16 protein-coding genes are annotated in these 20,570 nt (G+C 62.6%); 12 read left to right on the top strand and 4 right to left on the bottom strand.

All coding sequences use genetic code 11. The annotated features are described in order from the left end of the window. Nucleotides 1-254: 254 nt before the first annotated feature. On the top strand, nt 255-1,091 hold the full coding sequence (locus tag ET524_RS00920; protein ID WP_129422953.1) for a TerC family protein: 837 nt from the start codon (nt 255-257) through the stop codon (nt 1,089-1,091). Nucleotides 1,092-1,242: 151 nt separating this feature from the next. Here the strand turns inward: ET524_RS00920 and ET524_RS00915 are convergent, their stop codons facing one another. Continuing rightward, nucleotides 1,243-2,151 (bottom strand): diacylglycerol/lipid kinase family protein, encoded by a 909-nt coding sequence (locus ET524_RS00915; protein ID WP_129422952.1) that lies wholly within the window; start codon nt 2,149-2,151, stop codon nt 1,243-1,245. A 69-nt stretch (nt 2,152-2,220) separates the two neighbouring features. On the opposite strand from ET524_RS00915, the gene rnd reads away from it, so the two are divergent. The 5 genes from rnd to ET524_RS00890 all read left to right on the top strand — a co-directional run bounded on the left by rnd (nt 2,221) and on the right by ET524_RS00890 (nt 7,290). Next, complete coding sequence (gene rnd, locus ET524_RS00910; protein ID WP_129422951.1) at nt 2,221-3,375, top strand: ribonuclease D; 1,155 nt, start codon at nt 2,221-2,223, stop codon at nt 3,373-3,375. A 194-nt stretch (nt 3,376-3,569) separates the two neighbouring features. Then, complete coding sequence (locus ET524_RS00905) at nt 3,570-4,232, top strand: zinc metallopeptidase (protein ID WP_236648224.1); 663 nt, start codon at nt 3,570-3,572, stop codon at nt 4,230-4,232. Beyond that, a complete protein-coding gene (xseA, locus tag ET524_RS00900; protein WP_129422950.1) occupies nt 4,222-5,718 on the top strand; it encodes an exodeoxyribonuclease VII large subunit in 1,497 nt (498 codons plus the stop codon). Before ET524_RS00905 ends, xseA begins: the two co-directional genes overlap by 11 nt. 1 nt (nt 5,719) lies before the next feature. Further along, nucleotides 5,720-5,977: an exodeoxyribonuclease VII small subunit gene (gene xseB / locus ET524_RS00895; RefSeq protein WP_129422949.1), complete on the top strand. Its 258-nt coding sequence runs from the start codon at nt 5,720-5,722 to the stop codon at nt 5,975-5,977. Between the two features lie 95 nt (nt 5,978-6,072). Continuing rightward, nucleotides 6,073-7,290 (top strand): acetate/propionate family kinase, encoded by a 1,218-nt coding sequence (locus ET524_RS00890; protein ID WP_129422948.1) that lies wholly within the window; start codon nt 6,073-6,075, stop codon nt 7,288-7,290. A gap of 294 nt (nt 7,291-7,584) precedes the next feature. On the opposite strand, the gene pta is transcribed toward ET524_RS00890, so the two are convergent. After that, nucleotides 7,585-8,592, bottom strand: coding sequence for a phosphate acetyltransferase (pta, locus tag ET524_RS00885; protein WP_129422947.1), 1,008 nt, complete (start codon nt 8,590-8,592; stop codon nt 7,585-7,587). Nucleotides 8,593-8,862: 270 nt separating this feature from the next. On the opposite strand from pta, the gene ET524_RS00880 reads away from it, so the two are divergent. The 4 genes from ET524_RS00880 to cydC all read left to right on the top strand — a co-directional run bounded on the left by ET524_RS00880 (nt 8,863) and on the right by cydC (nt 15,920). Next, nucleotides 8,863-9,900, top strand: coding sequence for a glycosyltransferase family 2 protein (locus ET524_RS00880; RefSeq protein WP_129422946.1), 1,038 nt, complete (start codon nt 8,863-8,865; stop codon nt 9,898-9,900). 230 nt (nt 9,901-10,130) lie between these two features. Then, nucleotides 10,131-11,417 (top strand): branched-chain amino acid transport system II carrier protein, encoded by a 1,287-nt coding sequence (gene brnQ, locus ET524_RS00875; RefSeq protein WP_201738586.1) that lies wholly within the window; start codon nt 10,131-10,133, stop codon nt 11,415-11,417. Then, nucleotides 11,417-12,223 (top strand): type III pantothenate kinase, encoded by an 807-nt coding sequence (locus ET524_RS00870; protein ID WP_129422944.1) that lies wholly within the window; start codon nt 11,417-11,419, stop codon nt 12,221-12,223. The genes brnQ and ET524_RS00870 overlap by 1 nt, the downstream gene beginning before the upstream one ends. 214 nt (nt 12,224-12,437) lie before the next feature. Further along, on the top strand, nt 12,438-15,920 hold the full coding sequence (cydC, locus tag ET524_RS00865) for a thiol reductant ABC exporter subunit CydC (protein ID WP_129422943.1): 3,483 nt from the start codon (nt 12,438-12,440) through the stop codon (nt 15,918-15,920). Nucleotides 15,921-15,940: 20 nt separating this feature from the next. Here cydC and yfcE read toward each other — a convergent pair whose 3' ends face one another. After that, nucleotides 15,941-16,495 (bottom strand): phosphodiesterase, encoded by a 555-nt coding sequence (yfcE, locus tag ET524_RS00860; protein WP_129422942.1) that lies wholly within the window; start codon nt 16,493-16,495, stop codon nt 15,941-15,943. Between the two features lie 120 nt (nt 16,496-16,615). After that, nucleotides 16,616-17,836, bottom strand: coding sequence for a deoxyguanosinetriphosphate triphosphohydrolase family protein (locus tag ET524_RS00855; RefSeq protein ID WP_201738585.1), 1,221 nt, complete (start codon nt 17,834-17,836; stop codon nt 16,616-16,618). A 164-nt stretch (nt 17,837-18,000) separates the two neighbouring features. Between ET524_RS00855 and dnaG the strand changes: the two genes are divergently transcribed. Together dnaG and def are read left to right on the top strand one after the other, a co-directional pair. After that, entirely contained in the window at nt 18,001-19,872 is a 1,872-nt protein-coding gene (gene dnaG, locus ET524_RS00850) for a DNA primase (protein WP_129422940.1), read from the top strand. A 163-nt stretch (nt 19,873-20,035) separates the two neighbouring features. Continuing rightward, complete coding sequence (gene def / locus ET524_RS00845; protein ID WP_129422939.1) at nt 20,036-20,569, top strand: peptide deformylase; 534 nt, start codon at nt 20,036-20,038, stop codon at nt 20,567-20,569. Nucleotide 20,570 lies beyond the last annotated feature (1 nt).

The following is a 20,570-nucleotide window of genomic DNA, read 5'->3' as shown; positions in this document are numbered from 1 at the left end:
CGAAGCGGCTCATGGTAGCCTACGGAAAGCCAATGGGGGAGTAGCAGGCAGGACATACCTGTGGTGCGTTCAACATCGTGGCCGGCAACGGTCTGGCGTACCTGAAATTGCAAGACTCATGGCGCAACGTTTTCAAAGCGTTGCGCCATGAGTCTTTTTTGTTGCGCTGCTCATCCGAGGAGACGGGGTAAACCGCGCGCCGTGTGCAACGGCGCGCATTGGATCGGACGAAACGACGTAAAGGAGCAATGACAATGGATCTTTCCATCTTCGCCACGCCCGAAGCTTGGATCAGCCTGCTGACGCTGATGTTTTTGGAGGTGGTGCTGGGCGTGGACAACATCGTGTTCATCTCCATCACCACCAACCGCCTGGCGCCCGAGCACCAGCACATCGGTCGTAAGCTCGGTTTGCTGGGCGCTATGATATCGCGCTGCATCTTCTTGTGCTTCGCAAGCTATTTGGTGCATATGACCAAACCGCTGTTCACTTTGGACTTGGGCTTTTTCCAACATGCGTTCAACGTGCGCGACCTGGTGCTGCTTGCGGGCGGTACATACCTGATCTACAAGGGCATCGACGAGCTTCGCGACGTGCTGGCCTTGACCGAGGAGAAGGCCGCGCATTCCGAGGAGCACAAGCAGCTGCATCGCATCGGCCTGGGCCAGGCTATCGTCACCATCATGGTCATGGACCTGGTGTTCTCCATCGACTCGGTCATCACCGCGGTGGGCTTGGCGGAGCATCTGATCATCATGGTCATGGCGGTCATCTTCGCCATCGTCATCATGATGGTGTTCATCGACGCCATCGCCGATTTTATCAGCAGGCACACGGAGATGAAGATCTTGGCCTTGGTGTTCATCTCCGTCATCGGTGTGCTGCTGTTCCTTGATTCGCTCGGCATCAATTCGGGCATCGAGGTGCTTGACATGCACATGGAGAAGCTCATGGTGTACTTCGCCATGGTGTTCGCCGTGGTGCTCGAGCTCATTCAAATGCGTTGGGGCAGCAACCTGGCGAAGTGGAAGCGCGAGCGTCGCCAGAACATGACCGACGAGGAGCTGCACCGCGACGTGTTGGGCGAGTAGCCCTTGCGCTAACGCTATCGCAGGTTGCGAAGGCGGTGGCTTGACGAAGCTCGCTGCCGCCTTCGTGCGATACAGAAACGCCCTTGCACTCAGGATGGATGCAAGGGCGTTTTGCTGCGCGCGATGTTTATGGTCGCTGAGTCCGTCTCGCCTACTTCGCGAACTGGCCGTAGCCTTCGTCGGAGATGAACAGGCGCGTGGCGCGGGGCAGGATGCGCGCGGAAAACGGCGTGGTAAGCCCTGTGGCTTCGCCGTCGTACTGCACTTCCATGGGTGGATCGGCGCTGACGGCAACCTCCTTCGCGCGGAAAATTTCAAGCGCGTCCGTGCGGTCGGGGAACTCGCCGTCGCGGTCGAGGATGCCGGCGAACACGGCCGGGATCAGGTCGAAAGCCGTTTTCGCCTTCAGCACCACCACGTCGAATTCGCCGTCGCGCGGCTCGTTTTCGTGCGTGACGGTGATGTCGAACTGGATTTTCGAGAAGTTCACCAGCAGCACGCCCAAGCCTTCGCTTTCCACGGTGCGTCCGTCAAGGTCAAGCGTGAACTTCGATTGCTGCGGTATGGCGTTCATGACGGCCGACTGCAGGTACGCGATGGGCCCGAGCAGGCGCTTTCCGCGCTGCGCGCCGCGCATGATGGTGGCGTCGTAGCCGGCGCCCGCCATGATGGAGAACCCGAACTTGCGCTGGCCGACGGTGATCTCGCCCATGTCGAAGTCAAGCGTCTGCCCGCCGCGCACCATCTTGGCCAATGCGTGCGGCTCAAGCGGGCTGGCAAGGTTCAATGCCAGCAAGTTAGCGGTGCCGGCGGGGAAGGGCAGCACGGGGATGCCCGTGTTCGCCAGCAGGTAGCACACCGTGGCCACCGTGCCGTCCCCGCCCGCGGCGATGACGGCGTCGTAGTCTTGCGCGCCTTCCACCAGCGTTTCAACGGGCGTGGTGCCGTCGGTGGAACGCATGCACACCTCGTCGCCGTCGCGGGCGAAGCTGCGGACGAAATCGTACACGGCGCCTTCGCCGTAGCCCGATGAGAGGTTGTTTATGACGAGCAGTTTCACCGCTGCCCCCTTTCTTGCATTATCATTGCATGGTACCGCAGATAGTAGGCGATCGTGAGGATTTACCGGGTGTACATCGCAAACCAAGAAACATTCGAGGCGTTTATCGCCCGCGCGCACAACTCCAGCGTGCTTGCCATCGATACCGAATTCCTGCGTGAGAAGACGTATTATGCGCGGCTGTGCCTTATCCAGCTTGCCACCGATGACGAGGTGGTCATCGTCGACCCGTTCGCCATTCAGGACTTGCATGTGCTGGCCCCGCTGCTTGAAGACGAAAACGTCACGAAAATCTTGCATGCCGGCGGACAGGACCTGGAAATCCTGTGGCACGAGGTGGGCGTGCTGCCGAACCCCCTGTTCGATACGCAGGTTGCCGCGGCGCTGCTTGGGCACACGCAGCAGATTGGCTACGGCGCGCTCGTAAGCGCCGAATGCGGCGTGTCGCTGCGCAAGATGGACTCGTTCACCGATTGGTCGCGCCGCCCGCTGTCCGAATCGCAGCTTGATTACGCCGCCGACGACGTCATCTACCTTCCGCGCATGTACCGCCACATGAAGGAGCAGCTGGAAAGCCAAGGGAGGCTGCATTGGCTTGACCCCGAGTTCGCCGAGATGCGCGATCCGGCGCGTTTCGATTCCGACGAACGCGAGCGCTATCGCAGGCTCAAGCGCGTCGGGCAGCTTTCGCGCCGCCAGCTTGCCGCCGCTCGCGAGGTTGCGGCGTGGCGCGAGATCACGGCGCAGAAGCGCAACGTGCCGCGCAAGTGGGTGATCACCGACGAGCAGATCGTGGAGGCGTGCAAGCGCGAGGCGCGCACCATCGACGACCTGTTCATGGTGCGCGGCATGCGCGAGAAGCTGAACACGCGCGACGCCCGCACGGTGGCTTCGCTTATGAAAGCCGCCATGGACGCAAGCCCGAACACGTGGCCCGAGCCCGATCGCGGCGGCAAGAACGAGCCGAACGTCGATGCGCCGCTTGACCTCATGAGCGCGCTGGTGCGCTTGCGGGCGAAGGAAAACGGCGTGGCGTTTCCCACGCTGGCCAGCCACGACGACCTGGTGCGCGTCGCGCGCGGATATCGTCAGGGCATCGATTTGCTGCGCGGCTGGCGCCGGGCGCTCGTGGGTGAAGAGCTTATCGAGCTTCTGGAAGGCAAGCTCATGCTCTCGCTAGAGGGCCACGAGCTGAAGGTCACGCGCCTCGACGGGGAAGAGTAGCGCCTGCTCGGCCTGCGCGCGCTTGCGCGGCGCGTTCGGTAACGGAATGCGAACGTTTCGCGGGAACCCTTGTGAAGGCGTTTTCCAACTGTTTCGCTTCGGTATACTGCTTGCTGGACATTACGGCGCCGCGTGTGGCGCCCCTTCGCGCCGGGATGGCGCGCAAACCCGCAAAAAGGAGTTGCAGCTACCTCATGAGCATGAGCTATCTATCACTTATCGTCGTCACCATGGTCATCGGCATGGGCGCCACGTGGTACGTGAATCGCCAGATCAACAAGTACCTGCGCGTTCCCGCTTCCACGCGCATCACCGGCGCGCAGATGGCCGAGCGCATGCTTGCCGCCAACGGCGTCACGGGCGTGCAGATTCATCGCGGCGGCCCGCAGCAGGACCACTTCGACCCGCGCTCGAACTCCATCACACTTGACCCCGACGCGTTCGGCGGCACGTCCATCACGGCTATCGCCACGGCGTGCCACGAAGTGGGCCATGCCTGTCAGTTCGCCGAGGGCTATGCGCCCATGAGGATTCGCGGCGCGCTGGTGCCCGCCGTGAACTTCGCTTCGAACGCCTGGGTGTTCCTGCTGATGATCGGCATTTTCATGCACATGGCGGGCCTTACCACGCTTGCCATCATCATGTACGCCGTCGTCGTGCTGTTCCAGCTGGTCACGCTGCCAGTTGAGTTCGATGCGTCGCGCCGCGGCCTGGCGTTTCTGACCACGCAGGGCATCACGTCGGCCGAGCAGTCCGGCGCGTATTCCGTGCTTCGCGCCTGCGCGCTCACCTACGTTGCCGCTGCGCTTACGTCTATCCTGCAGCTGTTGTGGCTGCTGCAGTCCCATGACGAATAGCGAAAGGCCGGCGCTTTCCGTTTCCGCTGCCATGGCGCTTGCGAAAGGCGCGCTTGAAGGCGTTACCGTGCGCCTGGTGGGCGAGGTTTCCGAGCTTTCGAACAAGCCCGGCTACAAAGCCGTGTACTTCACGGTGAAGGACAAGTCGGCCAGCCTGCCGTGCATGATGTGGAACAACCGATACCGCGCCGCAGGCGTGCAGATGCGCGTCGGTCAGCTTGTCGAGCTGACCGGCCGTTTCACGTTATACGCGGCGAAGGGCCGCATGAACTTCGACGTGTTCTCCGTGGCGCTTGCCGGCGAGGGCAACCTGCGCCTGCAGGTGGCCAACCTTGCGCGCAAGCTTTCGGCCGAAGGGCTTATGGACCCGGCGCGAAAGCTGCCGATTCCGGTGTTTCCCCTGACCATCGGCTTGGTAACCAGCCCGCGCGGCGACGCGGTGCACGATGTGCTGCGCACGCTGCGGCGTCGTTTTCCCGTGGCTCGCGTGCTGCTTGCCGGCGTGGCCGTTGAGGGGCCGCAGGCGCCAGCCGGCATTGTTGAGGGCATGCGCGCCGTGGTGCACGCGGGCGCCGAAGTGGTGCTGGTGGTACGCGGCGGCGGCTCGTACGAGGACCTTATGCCGTTCAACGACGAGTTTTTGGCACGCATGATCGTGAAGTGCCCCGTGCCCGTGGTCACCGGCATCGGGCATGAGCCCGACACGTCTATCGCCGATATGGTTGCCGATTTGCGCGCCTCCACGCCAACGGCGGCTGCCGAGAAGGTCAGCCCCGCGCGCGAGTCGCTTGACGCGTTGTTCGCGGCACGGACCGGCAGCTTGTCGGCGTGTGCGCAGCGCAGCATCGAGCATGCGGCGGCCCGCCTTGGCCGCGCGGCCGCGCATCCGGTGTTTCGCGACTCGAACGCGCTGTTAGCGGCACCCGCCATGGGGCTTGACGTTGCGGCCGACCGTTTGAGCCGTGCGCTGCCCGCAAGCCTGGACAAAGACCGCCTGCAGGTTGCGCGCATGCAGGAACGCCTGGCCACGGCGCTGCCGAACGCCGTCAACGAGGATGCGGTGGCGCTTGGGCACTTGAAAGATCGTTTCGCGCGCGTGCTGCCTGTTGGCGTGGCTTCGGTCGCGCAGCTTGTCGAGCATGACCGCGAACGATTGGTGCGCGCCCTTCCCGCAGCCACGCGTGCGCTATCGAGCGACCTTGCGCATGCGCGTCAGCGCCTTGTCGGCGTTGGCGGTTCGCTTACGCAGCCTTATCGCCAGCAGTTCGGCGTGGCGGCAGCGCAGCTTGACGCGCTTTCCCCGCTTGCCGTGCTTGGACGCGGCTACGCCATCGCGCGCAATGAAGAGGGGGCCGTGGTGAAGCACGTTGCGGCCGCGCCTGTTGGCAGCCGCGTCGATGTTTCCGTTTCCGACGGCGTTCTTGCCTGCCGCGTCGAGGCGCACGCTACCGCTTCCCAGCAAACCGATTCCCGAAAGGATGCATGATATGGAACCCGTACAGAACGAAAAGCCTATCGAGCAGCTGACGTTTCGCGAGGCCATGGCCGAGCTTGACGGCATCGTGGGCACGCTTGAGTCGAACACGCTTGAACTTGAGGACAGCCTGGCGAAATACGAGCGCGGCGTGGCGCTGCTGCGTGCCCTGCAGGGCCGCCTGAGCGATGCGCAGCAGAAGGTGGACGTGCTGATGGGGCAGCTTGAGCCTGAAGTTTCCGACGAGCAGCGCGACACCACGCTGTCGTAGAACCGCTTGCCGATGCGTGGCCTTGTCTTTGCAGCTTAAGGCGCGCAACCCGGCTACAATGGCTTCTCGAACAATTACGCTAAGGAGGCAGGCCGTTGAACGTTTTGGTTATCAATGCGGGTTCTTCATCGCTGAAATACCAGCTCATCAATGTTGAAACGCATACGCTCATGGCCAAGGGCATTTGCGAACGCGTTGGCAGCGCCCAAGCGTTCCACAAACATGGACTTGACGACAACGAAGTGGTCATCGACGCGAAGATGGCCGACCACGACGACGCTATGGCGCTGGTGCTCGACTCGCTGGTGTCCGGCGAAGATGCCGCTATTTCTTCGCTTTCCGAAATCGACGCGGTGGGTCATCGCATCGTGCAGGGCGGCAAGTACTTCGACCGCTCCGTGCTCATCGACGACGACGTCATCGCGAAGATCGACGAGCTGGCTGAGCTGGCGCCTTTGCACAACGGCGCCGCGCTTATGGGAATCCGCGCGTGCCAGAAGCACATGCCGGGCATTCCCATGGTGGCCGTGTTCGACACGTCGTTCTTCCAGACGCTGCCGCCGAAGGCTTACATGTACCCGCTTCCGTACGAGATGTACGAGAAGTACGCCATCCGCAAATATGGCGCTCACGGCACGTCGCACCGCTACATCTCCGAGCGCGCGGCCGTAGTGCTTGACGAACCGCTTGAGGACCTGAAGCTTATCACGCTGCACCTTGGCAACGGCTGCTCGGCGTCGGCCATCGACCATGGTGTTGCCGTGGACACGTCCATGGGCCTCACGCCGCTTGACGGTTTGATGATGGGCACGCGCTGCGGCGCCATCGACCCCGCCATCGTGCCGTTCATCATGGAGCATGAGAACCTTTCAGCCGCCGAGATGAACGACCTCATGAACAAGAAGTCGGGCCTTTTGGGCATTTCCGGCGTGTCGAACGACCTGCGCAGCGTACGCACCGCTTCCGAAGAGGGCAACGAGCGCGCCATGCTGGCCTACGACATGTTTTCGAACTCCGTGAAGAAGTGCATCGGCCAGTACATCGCCGTCATGGGCGGCGTGGACGCCATCGTGTTGACGGCGGGCGTGGGCGAGAACTGCGAGAAGATGCGTCGCATGATCTTCAGCGGCCTGCAGCCGCTGGGAATCGTGCTTGACGAGGAGAAGAACCGCCATCGCGGCTTCGAGCGCATCATCTCCACCGACGATTCCGCCGTGCAGATTATCATCATCCCTACGAACGAGGAATACATGATCGCCCGCGACACTTACGAGATCGTCCACGATCAACAAGTAGGAATCAGCGCTCAGTAAGCCAACTAGCAAAGCGAATACCTACCAAAAGAAACGGCCTCATATCAGGCCGTTTCTTTGCGTCTACAGGCTGAATAAATCCCGCAGCGGCAAACTGCATGCTCTACCAATCCGTAGGGTTGAGCGAAAGCTCAACCCCAACAAAACAGCGCCAAAGGCGCGTCGCAAAATTTCTCAAAACGGCTGGCATCCACCAACACGCTAACGTGCTTCGCGCGAACTACCCAACAAAAACGGCCCTGCAGCAAACCGCTGCAGGGCCTTCCAATCCTCAAGCGCAACTACAACTGAAAGCTATTCCGCTTCCGCCGCCTTCTTCGCCTGCGCCTGCACGCACGTGATGGCGATGACGCCGACGATGTCGTGGGCCACGCAGCCGCGCGACAGGTCGTTCACCGGGGCAGCAATGCCCTGCGTGACCGGGCCGAACGCCTCGGCATGCGCCAGGCGTTGCACCAGCTTGTAACCGATGTTGCCCGCGTCCAGGTCGGGGAAGATCAGGCAGTTCGCATGCCCCGCCACCTTGCTGTCGGGAGCCTTCGAGGCACCCACGGAAGGCACCATGGCCGCGTCGGCCTGCAGCTCGCCGTCAAGCGCCAGCTCGGGGGCAAGTTCGCGCGCGATGGCCGCGGCCTGGGCAACCTTGGCTTGGTCGTCGTTCTTCGCGGAAGCGTACGTGGAATGCGACAGCATGGCCACCACCGGCTCGGTGCCGATGAGGTTCTTCCACGACCTCGCGGAGTTCACGGCAATGTGGGCAAGCTTCTCGGCGTCGGGCTGAATCTCCAGGCCGCAGTCGCTGAACAGGAACGTGCCGTCCTGGCCGTATTCGCAGTTCGGCGCCACCATGACGAAGAAGCTGCTGACCAGCTTTACGCCCGGGGCTGTCTTCAGGATTTGCAGGCTGGGGCGCAGCACGTCGCCGGTTGCGTGGCACGCGCCGGCAACCATGCCGTCGGCACGGCCGGTCTTCACCATCATGACGCCGAAGTACAGCACGTCCTTCACCGTTTCGGCGGCCTTTTCAGGGGTCATGCCCTTGTTCTTGCGCAGCTCGTAGAACGTGTCGGCGAACTCGGCGGCAAGCTCGGACGTGCGCGGGTCGATCAGCTGCGCGCCTTCGAGGTTGCGCCCCGATGCCTTGATGCCCTCGACGTCGCCCAGGATGATGAGGTTCGCCACATCTTGCGCCAAGATGGTCTCGGCGGCTTCAAGCGTGCGCGGGTCGTCGCCTTCTGCCAGCACGATGGTTTGCTTGTCGGCTTTTGCGCGAGCGATCATGGATTCCAAAAACGAGGTCATGCACGTTTCCTTTCTTCGCGATGTGGCGCCTCAATCTATCGGCGTTGTCGGGCTTTTCGGCGAAAATGCCCAAACGTTACAGTTGAATTTTATCCACAATGTCCGATGTTAGTACGTCGCGATGCTGCGCGACCGGTAAAATGGCTGGCGGAGCAAATAAACGGCGTGCGTCGCGATGCGCGGTCCTGCGGGGCAACGCGCTTGGCGCTGCCGTCGTTCGCATGCGAATCGAACGGCCCGGTCGGGCCGAACCCATAGGAAAGGTTTGCTATGAAAACCATTTCGTTTGCCATTCCGTGCTACAACTCGGCCGAGTACATGGACAAATGCATCGAGTCCATCTTGGCGTGCGGCGGCGCGCAGGGCACCGACGACATCGAGATCATCATCGTCGACGACGGTTCCGCGAAGGACAACACGGCGGAAAAGGCCGATGAGTGGCGGGCGCGCCACCCCGGCGTCATCAAGGCGGTGCACCAGGAAAACGGCGGACACGGCCAGGCGGTGAACACAGGCTTGGCCAACGCAACGGGCCTGTACTTCAAGGTGGTCGACTCCGACGACTGGCTTGACCGTCGCGCCATGGAGGACGTTATGGCCTACGTGCGCAGCCAGGTGGGGCGTCAGGCTCCCACCGACCTGGTCATCGCGAACTACGTGTATGAAAAGGTGCACGAGAACACGCGCACCGTTATGCATTACCGCAACGTGTTTCCCGAAGGGCGTGAGTTCGGCTGGGCGGACGTGGGGCATTTCAACCCCAGCCAGTACCTGCTAATGCATTCGGTCATCTACCGCACGGAACTTTTGCGCGGCATGGGGCTGCAGCTTCCCAAGCACACGTTCTACGTGGACAACATCTTCGTGTACGTGCCGCTGCCGCATGTCAAGACCATCTACTACCTTGACGTGGACATGTACCGCTACTTCATCGGGCGCGAGGACCAAAGCGTGAACGAGTCGGTCATGATGAGCCGTATCGATCAGCAGCTGCGCGTCACGCGCATCATGATCGACGCCGTGCAGCTGCCCTCCGGCGTGGCCGAGAAGCGCCTGGAGCGCTACATGGAGAACTACCTGTCCATGATGATGTGCATCTGCTCCATCTTCCTGCGCATGATCAACACCGACGAGGCCGAGGACGAACGCGAGGCAATCTGGGCATACCTCAAGCAGCACAACCCCGACGTGTATCGCCATGTGCGGCGCAGCGTGCTGAACATGGGCACGAACATCCCCACGAAAGCCGGTCGAGCCATCGGCATCACCGGCTACCACGTAGCCCAGAAGATCTTCAAGTTCAATTAGGTTTCGCCGGCCTGCCGGCCGGCGAATTTACTCGACGTTGCGGCCGCGTGTGGCGCGTCATCTTCGACTTCAGCTGCGCGGGCATGGCCCAAAGGCCTATGCCCACTTGCTTCAGCCGAATATGACGCACCACACGCGCCCTCGCTGACTTTTGTGCAACCTGCGGCTTTTTGTTTTCGGGTTACACACTGTTTGCTTTTGGCATGTTGTGTGCGGTCGAAGGAGAAGTAGTGAAGAAGGATACGCTTATTACGGGATTGGCGCTGTTTGCCATGTTCTTCGGGGCGGGAAACCTGATATTCCCGCCGTATCTTGGCATGGAAAGCGGCACTGAGTGGGTGCTGGGATTTCTGTGCTTCGTGCTTATCGACGTGGTGTTGTCGTGCCTGGGCATTTTCGCGCTCAATGCGACGGGCGGGGCGAACGCGGCTGTTGAGGGGTCGATCGGGCGCGTGCCCGGTTTGGTGCTGAACACGGCCGTCATCCTGTGCACGGGCATGGTCATCGCCGAGCCGCGCACGGCCGCCACTACGTACGAGATGTCCATCGTGCCGCTGTTCGGCGACGGCGTGGGCATGTTGGCGTTCTCCGCTGTGTTTTTTGCGGTGGTGCTCGCGCTGTCTATTCGGCAAACGCACGTGGTCACCGTCATCGGCAAGGTGCTCACGCCGCTTTTGGTGGCGTGCGTGGCGGTGCTTATCGTCGTGGGCGTGGCGCATCCACTGGGCGATATTGGCGCACCGCTGTCGACAACGGTGGCGCAGGACGGCATTTCCGCAGGTTATCAGGCTATGGACGTGCTTGCGTGCGTGGGATTTGCCATTGTGATGGAAAACGCCGCGCGAACGGCCGGCTACGCGCGCCGCGAGGATCAGCTGAAGGTCATTGCCGGAGCCAGCGTGGTGGCCGGGCTGCTGTTGGCCGTTATCTACGGCGGGTTGACGTTTCTGGGCGCCGCGTCTGCCACGTCGTTCGGCGCAGGCATGGACCGCTCCACGCTGATCGTGGCCATCGTGCAGCACTTGCTTGGCGACACGGGCATGGCCGTGCTGGCCGTCATCGTGGGCCTGGCGTGCCTGACCACGGCCATTGGCCTGACGGGCGCCACGGCGTCGTATTTCGAGCGCGTCACGCACGGCAAGGTGCCGTATCGCGTAGGCGTCATCGTCTGCGTGCTGGTGTCGCTTGCTATCTGCAACCTGGGGCTGAACGCCATCATCGCGTTCGCCGCACCCATTCTTTCGGTGGTGTGCCCGCCGTTTATAGTGTGCGTGGTCATGGTGCTGTTCAAGAGGAAGATGGGTACGGAGTGGCCTATCAAGGGTGCGGCGGCCGGCGCGTTCGTTATCAGCCTGCTGACCACCATCGATGATACGTTCGGGGCGCTTCCCGTCATGCAGACGCTGCCGTTGACGGAGTTCGGGTTCAACTGGCTGCCGTTCGCCGTGCTTGGCGGTGTTGTGGGCGCCTTGGCGTTCGCGGCCCTGCGGCGTAAATCGGATAAGGCGGCGGCGTAATGGCGGCAAGGACGGCAAGGCGTGGCGCGCAGGCGCTGGCGCTTACGGTGGACATCGGCAATTCCGTGACGAATTTTGGCTTGGCGGGAGGCGAGGAGCTCAAGGAAACGTGGAGCGTCACCACGCCGGAGAGCCTGACGGCCGATGAGGCGCTTATGTGCGTGTCGTCGTATCTGCAAGCGCGCTGCGACGGAGCCGAGGTGGGCGACGCCATCGTGTCGTCGGTGGTGCCCAGCCTGACGGATGCCTGGATCGAGGCGCTGCACCGTTTGTGCGGCACGCGGCCGCTGGTGGTGGGCCCTGGGTTGAAATCGGGCTTGAAGCTGCACTTGAACAGTCCGGCCGACCTTGGCGCCGATCGCGTGGCGGATTGCGTGGCGGCAAAGCACCTGTACGGGTTCCCGCTTATCGTGGTGGATTTCGGCACGGCCACCAATTTGGAAGTTATCGACGAAGAGGGCGTGGTGCAAGGTGGCGTCATTGCCCCGGGGCTGCGCTTGGCTGCGCGCGCCGTGGCGCAGGCCGCGGCTCAGCTGCCTGTCATCGACTTGCGCGCGCCGAAAAGCGTTATCGGCAAGAACACGCGCGACGCCATGCAGGCGGGCATCGTCATCGGGGAAGTGGCGCGCATCGATGGGCTTATCGATGCCGTGTGGGCCGAACTCGGGTACAAAACGCGCGTGGTGGCTACGGGCGACGATGCGCACGCCATGGCCAGCTTGTCGCGGCGCATCGAGCTTGCGGACCAACACCTTACGCTGAAAGGCTTGGCGCTGTTGCGCGTGAAGAACCGCAAGTCGCGGTAGCTTTCGCGGCAGGCTGTTTTCGGGCGGTTCCCGCTACGGGAGTCGGCCGCTTTTGCGTAGCGATACGTTTCCTATGCTGATAAGTTATATATAACAAAGTGTTTTTTCTCATGGTTTCCCATGGTTGTCGATGGGGCTTCATGCTAGGATTTCCTTAAAAAGTCACCTTTGTTACGCGATTTGCGCGTGCGGTTTGGTTTTGAAAGGAAGTCCTTTGTTCAGCAAACGTTTGACGGCCATGGTGCCTCAGGCCATGAAGTACATTGCGTGCGACGTGCTTGCGCAGTGGATAGCGCTGGTGGCCAACATTGCCATCATGGTGACTATCGGCCTGTTCATCGAGCAACTGATGGGCGGCAACGCGTCAGGCCAGTGGCTTTTGACGCTGGGGTGCGCCGGCGCGGCGGCAATCGTGGTGCGCATGGTGTGCTTGTCGGCGGCGCAGCGCATGGGCCTTGCCGCGTCCATGACGGCGAAGCGCACCGTGCGTCGCAAGGTGTACGACAAGCTGGTGCGCATGGGGCCGTCGTACTCCGAGCATATCGCCACCAGCGAAGCGGTGCAGGTCAGCGTCGAAGGCTGCGAGCAGCTGGAAAGCTATTTCGGCCAGTATCTGCCGCAGCTGTTCTATGCGGTGCTGGCGCCGCTGACCCTGTTCGCGTGCCTGGCGCCGTTGTGCCTGCCGGCAGCCGTGGCGCTGCTGGTGTGCGTGCCGCTTATCCCCATCTCCATCGTGGCTGTTCAGAAGATCGCCAAGCGCGTGATGGGCAAGTACTGGGGCGCCTACACCGATTTGGGCGGCGCGTTTCTGGAAAACCTGCAGGGCCTGACCACGCTGAAGATCTACCGCGCCGACGAGCAGCGGCATCAGCAGATGAATGCCGAGGCGGAAACGTTTCGCAAGGCAACCATGCGGTTGCTTACCCTGCAGCTGAATTCCGTTACCATCATGGACATCTTCGCGTACGGCGGCGCAGCCGTGGGCATCATCGCTGCGCTGATGCAGTATGCTGCGGGCAACGTCCCGTTTTTCGCCGCGTTTGCCGTCGTGTTCCTGTCGGCCGAGTTCTTCATTCCCATGCGCACGCTCGGGTCGTTTTTCCATACGGCTATGAACGGCATGGCGGCGGCCGATAAGATGTTCGCCATTCTTGACGCCGAAGAGCCGCGCCAGGGCACGCGCTCGGTCGACTCCGCCCACGCGGGCGTGTCGGTGCGCGGCGTGTCGTATTCCTACAACGGGCAGCGCACGGTGCTTTCGGACGTCGATTTCGATGCGCCGGCGGGCAGCTTCACGGGCATCGTTGGCGAAAGCGGTTCGGGCAAGTCGACGCTTGCCGGCATCCTGTGCGGCCGCAACGCCGGGTATACGGGCAGCGTGGAGCTCGGCGGCATTCCGCTTGCCGAGGTTTCGCGCGCGTCGGTGGCGCAAACGGTAACGGTAGTGCCGTTTTCCAGCTACCTGTTCTCGGGCACCGTGCGCTCGAATCTACTGATGGCCGACCCGCAGGCAACCGACGATCAGCTGTGGGCGGTGCTTTCGCGTTGCCGCATCGACGGTTTCGTACGCGCTTCGGGCGGGCTTGACGCGCCGGTTAGCGAGCAGGGCAACAACCTTTCCGGCGGGCAGCGCCAGCGTTTGGCCTTGGCCCGCGCGCTTCTGCACGATACGCCCATCTACATCTTCGACGAAGCCACGTCGAACGTGGATGCTGAAAGCGAAGAGGCCATCATCGGCGTTATCCATGAGCTGGCGCAAACGCGCACGGTCATCATGATTTCTCACCGCTTGGCCGCCGTTGCGGCCGCCGACTGCATCTACGTGCTTTCCGGCGGGCGCGTTGCCGAGCACGGCACCCACGAGCAGCTGCGTGTGCGCGAAGACGGTGCGTACACGAAGCTGTGGAACCAGCAGGCCGAGCTTGAACGCTTCGCGGCGCAGGCCGAGCAGCGCAGTGCTGCGGTTTCCGGCGCTGCAGCATATGCGGCGCCTTCGAACGACGAGCCTGTGGCGACTGTGCCTGAAGCGGCGCCCGTGCGGCATCGCTCGAACTTCTCGATCATGATGCGCCTGGTGAAGCTGGTGCGCCCGCTGGTGCCCGTGATGGTGGTGGCGGTGGCGCTTGGCGTGGTCGGGTTCTTGGCAGCCATTTTCCTGACGGTTATCGGCGCGCAGGCCATGGTGAGCATCGCCGGCTTCACGGAAACGTGGGAGCTGGGGGTTGCCATCGCTCTTATCGCGGTATGTGGCGTGGTGCGCGGCCCGCTGCATTACGGCGAGCAGATGTGCAACCACTATCTGGCGTTCAAGATTCTGGCGCTGGTGCGCGACCATGTGTTCGGTAAGCTGCGTACGCTGGCCCCTGCGAAGCTTGAAGGGCGTTCGAAGGGCGATTTGGTGTCGCTGGTCACGTCCGATGTTGAGCTGCTGGAAGTGTTCTACGCACATACGCTTTCTCCGGCGCTTATCGCGATCATCGTGTCGGCCATTATGGTGGCGTTCATCGGCTCTATGGCGTGGCAGCTGGGACTGGCGGCATTCGTCGCGTATGCGCTGGTGGGCATCGCGGCTCCGTGGGCTGCTTCGAAAGCGGCGGGTCGCGACGGGCGCGCGCTGCGCGATGCGCTGGGTTCCATGAACGCCTTCGTGCTTGACAGCCTGCGCGGTTTGCGCGAAACGCTGCAGTTTGGGCGCACGTCCGAGCGCTCCGCGGAACTTGACGAGCGCATGGCGGCGTTTTCAGGCGTTGAACGGCGTCTGAAAAGCCGCGCGGCGCGGGCCATGGCGGCCACGAACGGCTTGGTGTTGGCGCTTGACGTGGCCATGGTGATGCTGGCGGGCGCGCTGTGCAGCAGCGGCGTTGTTGACGCTGGCCAGGCTTTCGTGACAATTGCGGCGCTTATGTCGTCGTTCGGCCCGGTTATTGCCGTGGCGAACCTGGGTTCCACGCTGCAGCAGACGCTTGCCAGCGGTGCGCGCGTGCTTGACCTGCTTGACGAGCAGCCGCAAACGAAGGAAGTTTCCGAGGGTCAGGACCTGGTTGCGTTCACGGGCGCGGCTGCCAAGCGCGTCGACTTCTCGTATGGCGAGGTGCCCGTGCTCAAGGACGTGAACCTGGACATTGAGCTCGGGTCTATCGTGCACTTGGCGGGCAAGAGCGGTTCGGGCAAGTCTACGCTGTGCAAGCTGTTCATGCGCTTTTGGGATACCACGCGCGGCGTCATCGACGTTTCGGGGTGCGATATCCGCCGCGTGAACACCGACAACCTGCGGTCGCTTGAGGGCTACATGACGCAGGAGACGCACCTGTTTGCAGGCACCGTGGGCGAAAACATCCTGCTGGCGCGTCCAGATGCCACGGCCGAGCAGCTTAAAGGGGCTTGTCGCAAGGCGGCGTTGACTTCGCTGATCGAGCGCTTGCCGCAGGGGCTGGACACGCCCGTGGGCGAGCTGGGCGACACGCTGTCGGGAGGCGAGCGTCAGCGCATCGGCCTGGCGCGCATGTTCTTGCACGATGCGCCGTTCGTGCTGCTTGACGAGCCGACCAGCAACCTTGACAGCCTCAACGAAGCTGCCGTGCTGCGCGCCCTGTCCGAAAGCCGCGAGGGCCGCACCGTGGTACTGGTAAGCCACCGAGCCTCAACCGCCGCCATCTGCGACGTAACCTACACGGTGGAGCGCGGCAGGCTGTCGTAGGGGCAGGGCAGCGCGAATCTCTATTGCTGCCCCCAGCTGCCTTCTTTCAACGTTTCCCCTTCCAGCGTTTTCAGGGTAAATATCCCGTCCTCGTACATGGCGTAGCTGGCGGAGCCGTCTTTGGGGATGGAGGTGCTGCCGGGGTTCACGAACAGGATGCCGTCAACCTGTTCCAACCGCTTTACGTGCGTGTGGCCCGTCAGCAGCGCCGAGCCTGCGGGCAAAGCAGGGGCGTCATCGGGGTTGTTGCCGGGCAGATGGCCGTGCGCCAGGTGCAGCAGATGCCCGTCGGCAAATACTTGCGCACAATCGGCCATGCAGGGGAAGTCGAGCACCATCTGGTCGACTTCGGCGTCGCAGTTGCCGCGCACGGCGATGATGCGGCTGGCCATGGCGTTGAGCATGGCCAGCACCTCTTTGGGCGCGTAACCTTCCGGAAGGTCGTTGCGCGGCCCATGGTACAGCAGGTCGCCAAGCAGCAGCACGCGGTCGGGTGATTCCGCTTCGATGCGCTCTATTAACTTGCGCACGGCAGGCGCAGCTCCGTGCAGATCGGATGCAATAACGAATTTCATGGGTGCTTCTCGCTTTCAGTTCGAGGATTCGTTACGTTTCGATTGCGAAAACCGGGACAAAGGGACTGTCCCTCTGTCCCAAAAACCTGACAAAGGGACACGTCGTTTGCCAGGTTTTGGCTAGAGGTCGGCGCAGTAGCCTTCGGCGATGATGTGCTGCTTGCTTTCGGGGAACAGGTGGCGGTACAGCGCCATGAAGTAGCGGTCGGTCATGGATGCCAGATAGTCGACCACGATCTGGTTCGGCTCTGTGTTCGCCATATATTCGCGCGCATCGATGCTGCGCGACCGCGCAGCAAGCTTTACGGCGTGGTGCAGGTATACCGGTGACCGCTCATCACCGGCAATCACGTCGGAAAGCAGGCGCTCGTACATTTCCTCGAACATCTCGCTGACCACGTTGCCGCTGCCCGCGCGCCACCCTTCGGTGTTGTAGATGCGCTCGTAGTTCTGCCGCTTCGCAAGCTTGACGTCTTCGAACGCGGCCTCGCTCATGCGAATCTGGCTGCGACCGTAGCTGTTGTTGATCACGTCGACGGTAAGGTTGTTGATGATGCGCGCGTTGTCGCGCCCGATGATGCGGGTGTCGAACCCGTCCAGCCCGTCAAGCACGCCCATGGCAACGGCATCGTCGCGGTCTTTTCCCAGGTAGGCAATCATGTCGGACAGCCTGACCACGCATCCCTCAAGCGTCGACGGGCGCAGCGTCTTGATGACGGCCTCGTTGCTTGCACACGCATCTACGTTCGCGTCAAGCTGCTCGAACGTGGAAGTTTCCCCGCGCCTTAATACTTGCTGCGCGAATTCGCCGTTGTGGCACAGCGCGCCGTCGAGCACCTGCAGGCTGACGTTACGGCGATACAGCACGTCCATGACGCGCACGGAATGCACGTTGTGGTTGAAATACCGCCCGGTGCGCTCGTGGTAGCACTTCGACAGGAAGCGCTCGCCGGCGTGGCCGAACGGCGTGTGGCCCAGGTCGTGCCCCAGCGCGATGGCCTCGATCAGCTCGCAATTCAGCCCTAGCAGGCGCCCGATGTTGCGCGCGATGCGGCTGACCAGCTGCACATGCAGGCCTCGGCGGCAGATATCGTCGTTTTCCACCAGGCTGAACACCTGCGTTTTGCCGGCGTAGCGGTTGTAGGCGGGAATGTTGACGATCTTGTCGATGTCGCGTGCGAAGGCGCTTCGCAGCAACGTGGCGTCGTCATGAGGGTTGCACTCGCGCCGCACCACATCTTCATCGCGAAAACGCTGTGGATGCAGCCGCCCGCTGCGGCGATCGTCTTCGATGGCCTGCGCGATTTCAGGGTCAAGCGCCAAGTAGCCCGGTTCGGTCATGGCAATCCTTTCCATGCCTTGGATGTTTCGCAGCTATTGTAGCCCATGAAGGGGAACATCGGTTCTGTGGGGTATACTTGCTGCGAACATTTTCCGCCGCACCGGCATGCTTTAAGCTACGGCGCGGCTTGGCGGCAAGCACGGTTGGGGAGACACGCACGCATATGGCAATCAGCGACGAGGACATCCAGAAGGTACGCGAGGCAAGCGACCTGGTCACCATCATGGGAGAACGGTCGCCGGTCAAGCAACGCGGCCGCGACTTCTGGCTGTGCTGCCCGTTCCACAACGAGAAAACGCCGTCGTGCAAAATCGATCCCGCACTGCAGCTGTGGCACTGCTTTGGCTGCGGCGAGGGCGGCGACGTGTTCGCCTACATCATGAAGTCGCAGGACGTCACGTTTCCTGAAGCCGTGCGCTACCTGGCCGAACGCGCCCACGTCGACATCGCCGACGACGCGGCGCGCGCCGGCCACGGCATGGGACAGGGGCAGAAGGCCCGCCTGCGCGCGGTGTGCGCGGAAACGGCGGCGTTCTACCACAACCAGCTTATGCGCGGCAACTCGCCTCAAGCCGACGCGGCCCGCACGTACCTTTCCGGGCGTGGGCTGGGCGGCGACATCCCGAACAAGTGGCAGCTGGGGTTCGCACCTGGCCGTGGCGAGCTGGTTCGCCATCTTGCCGCTATGGGGTTCAAGCCCGAAGAGATGATTCAAGCGAACGTGGCGCTGGTGGGGCAGGGCGACAGGAAGCTGCGCGACAGGTTCTACAACCGCGTGATGTTTCCCATCCACGACGAGCAGGGCGAATGCGTGGCGTTCGGCGGGCGCGTCATCGGCACCGGCGAGCCGAAGTACCTGAACAGCCAGGAAACGCCGCTGTTCCACAAGGGCCGCATGCTCTATGCGCTTGATAAGGCGAAGGCCACCATGGCGTCAACCGGTGTGGCCGTGGTGTCGGAAGGCTATACCGACGTCATCGCCATGCACGAGGCGGGCGTCACCAACGCGGTGGCAACGCTGGGAACGGCGCTGACGCGTCAGCACATCCGCGTGCTGTCGCGCCATGCGCGCAATCGCATCGTGTACCTGTTCGATGGCGACGCCGCAGGTCAGCGTGCAGCCGACCGCGCGCTGCAATTCATCGACGCCACTATGACGCCCGAGGCCGGCGCCTCGCGCATCGACCTGTTCGCCGTCACGCTGCCCGACAACCTTGACCCCGCGGAGTTTCTGGCCGCGCACGGCGCCGACGAGCTGAAGGCGCTCATCGACTCCGCGCAGCCGCTGCTGAAGTACGGCATCGACCGCAGATTGGCGAAGTGGGACCTCACGCGCGCCGAGGGCCGCGCCGGCGCGCTTTCCGACGCGCTGTCGGTGCTTGCGCCCATCAAGGACTCGCTGTTGGCGAAGGACTACGCGCGCCAGATCGCCAGCGTCACGCGTGCTCGCGAAGACGACGTCATGGCACAACTTGCCGCGCTCAAGCCGCCGCGTACGTTTGATGAGGATGCGCCCGGGTCTGCTCAGCCCGCCGCTCAGCAGCCGCAGGCCCCGCGGCGGCGTCTCCCGCAGGCCGAGGTGAACCGTCGCAAGTTCGAGCGGCAATTGCTGGCGCTGTGTGCTGCGCGTCCTGATCTGGCGCTTGCGCACGCTGACACGCTTGCGTCCACGCAGTGGCACGATTCGCTGTGCGCCACGGTTTCCGCTTCCATGTTGCAAACGCTTTCCGATAACCCGGGCGTTTCTCCGGCTCAGATCGTGGGCGCGGCAACGCTTGCGGATGCGCGCGCCGGCAACTTGCTTTCTCGCGGCGTGCCTGATGCGTCCGACCCTGCCCAGCTTGTCGTGTTTCTTTCCGAAGAGCTGGTCATCGGCGATATGGAAGACACGATAGCGGCCTATCGCGCGCAAATGCCTGCAGCGCAAAACGATCCGGAAACATATAAACTCCTGTTCGAATCCGTTGCAGCTTTGCAGCAGCAGGTGGTGAACCTTCGCCAAACGCACGCGCAAGGGGTGACATCTGCTTCGTGATGCGCGCGCCCATCGGCGTGTTCGCTATTCGTACTCAGCAGGGGTTTTGTGGATGTTTGCCCGCGCACGGTGTGGCGGCGGGCTTGCCGTGCCACAATACAAAGGTTGAAATGGGGCGCGGCATGTGCCCTTTGAACCTAGACACCCGCAAAAGGATATGCATATGCTGTCAATCGTGCAATCGCCCGATCCGCTGCTGAACACGGTATGCGAGCCCTGCGATTTCAAGGACAAAAGTCTTAAGCGCCTAGCGAAGCAAATGGCGCACGTCATGTACAAAAACGCCGGGTGCGGTCTGGCTGCCCCGCAGGTGGGCGTGCTCAAGCGCATGGTCGTCATCGATTGCGACCAAGAAGACGGGCAGCGCAACCCCATCGTCATGCTCAACCCCGTCATCGTCGCACGCGAAGGCGACCCCGTTGAGGAAGAGGAGGGCTGCCTTTCCATTCCCGGCATCTCCGTTCCCATCGCCCGTCCGCCGTTTGCGCGCTGCCGCTACTACGACCTGGACGGACAGCTGTGGGAGATCGAGGGCGACGGGCTTCTGGGCCGCTGCCTGCAGCATGAGACCGACCATCTTGATGGCGTCACCATGTTCGAGCGCTGCGAACCTACGGCTCGCCTTAAAGCTCTGCAGGAGTATGAGGTGGCTTTGGCTGCCGGTGCGCGACCTGGGGAAACTTCCGTGGAAGGATAGG

Source organism: Senegalimassilia faecalis (genome assembly GCF_004135645.1).
GTDB lineage: Bacteria > Actinomycetota > Coriobacteriia > Coriobacteriales > Eggerthellaceae > Senegalimassilia > Senegalimassilia faecalis.
This window is presented reverse-complemented; position numbering and strand designations above follow the sequence as displayed.

Bases quoted from the DNA above. Each gene is read 5' to 3' on its own strand.
- ET524_RS00920 (WP_129422953.1), top strand. From the start codon at position 255: ATGGATCTTTCCATCTTCGCCACGCCCGAAGCTTGGATCAGCCTGCTG.
- ET524_RS00905 (WP_236648224.1), top strand. From the start codon at position 3,570: ATGAGCATGAGCTATCTATCACTTATCGTCGTCACCATGGTCATCGGC.
- xseA (WP_129422950.1), top strand. From the start codon at position 4,222: ATGACGAATAGCGAAAGGCCGGCGCTTTCCGTTTCCGCTGCCATGGCG.
- xseB (WP_129422949.1), top strand. From the start codon at position 5,720: ATGGAACCCGTACAGAACGAAAAGCCTATCGAGCAGCTGACGTTTCGC.
- pta (WP_129422947.1), bottom strand. From the start codon at position 8,592: ATGACCTCGTTTTTGGAATCCATGATCGCTCGCGCAAAAGCCGACAAG.
- ET524_RS00880 (WP_129422946.1), top strand. From the start codon at position 8,863: ATGAAAACCATTTCGTTTGCCATTCCGTGCTACAACTCGGCCGAGTAC.
- ET524_RS00870 (WP_129422944.1), top strand. From the start codon at position 11,417: ATGGCGGCAAGGACGGCAAGGCGTGGCGCGCAGGCGCTGGCGCTTACG.
- yfcE (WP_129422942.1), bottom strand. From the start codon at position 16,495: ATGAAATTCGTTATTGCATCCGATCTGCACGGAGCTGCGCCTGCCGTG.
- ET524_RS00855 (WP_201738585.1), bottom strand. From the start codon at position 17,836: ATGACCGAACCGGGCTACTTGGCGCTTGACCCTGAAATCGCGCAGGCC.
- dnaG (WP_129422940.1), top strand. From the start codon at position 18,001: ATGGCAATCAGCGACGAGGACATCCAGAAGGTACGCGAGGCAAGCGAC.
- def (WP_129422939.1), top strand. From the start codon at position 20,036: ATGCTGTCAATCGTGCAATCGCCCGATCCGCTGCTGAACACGGTATGC.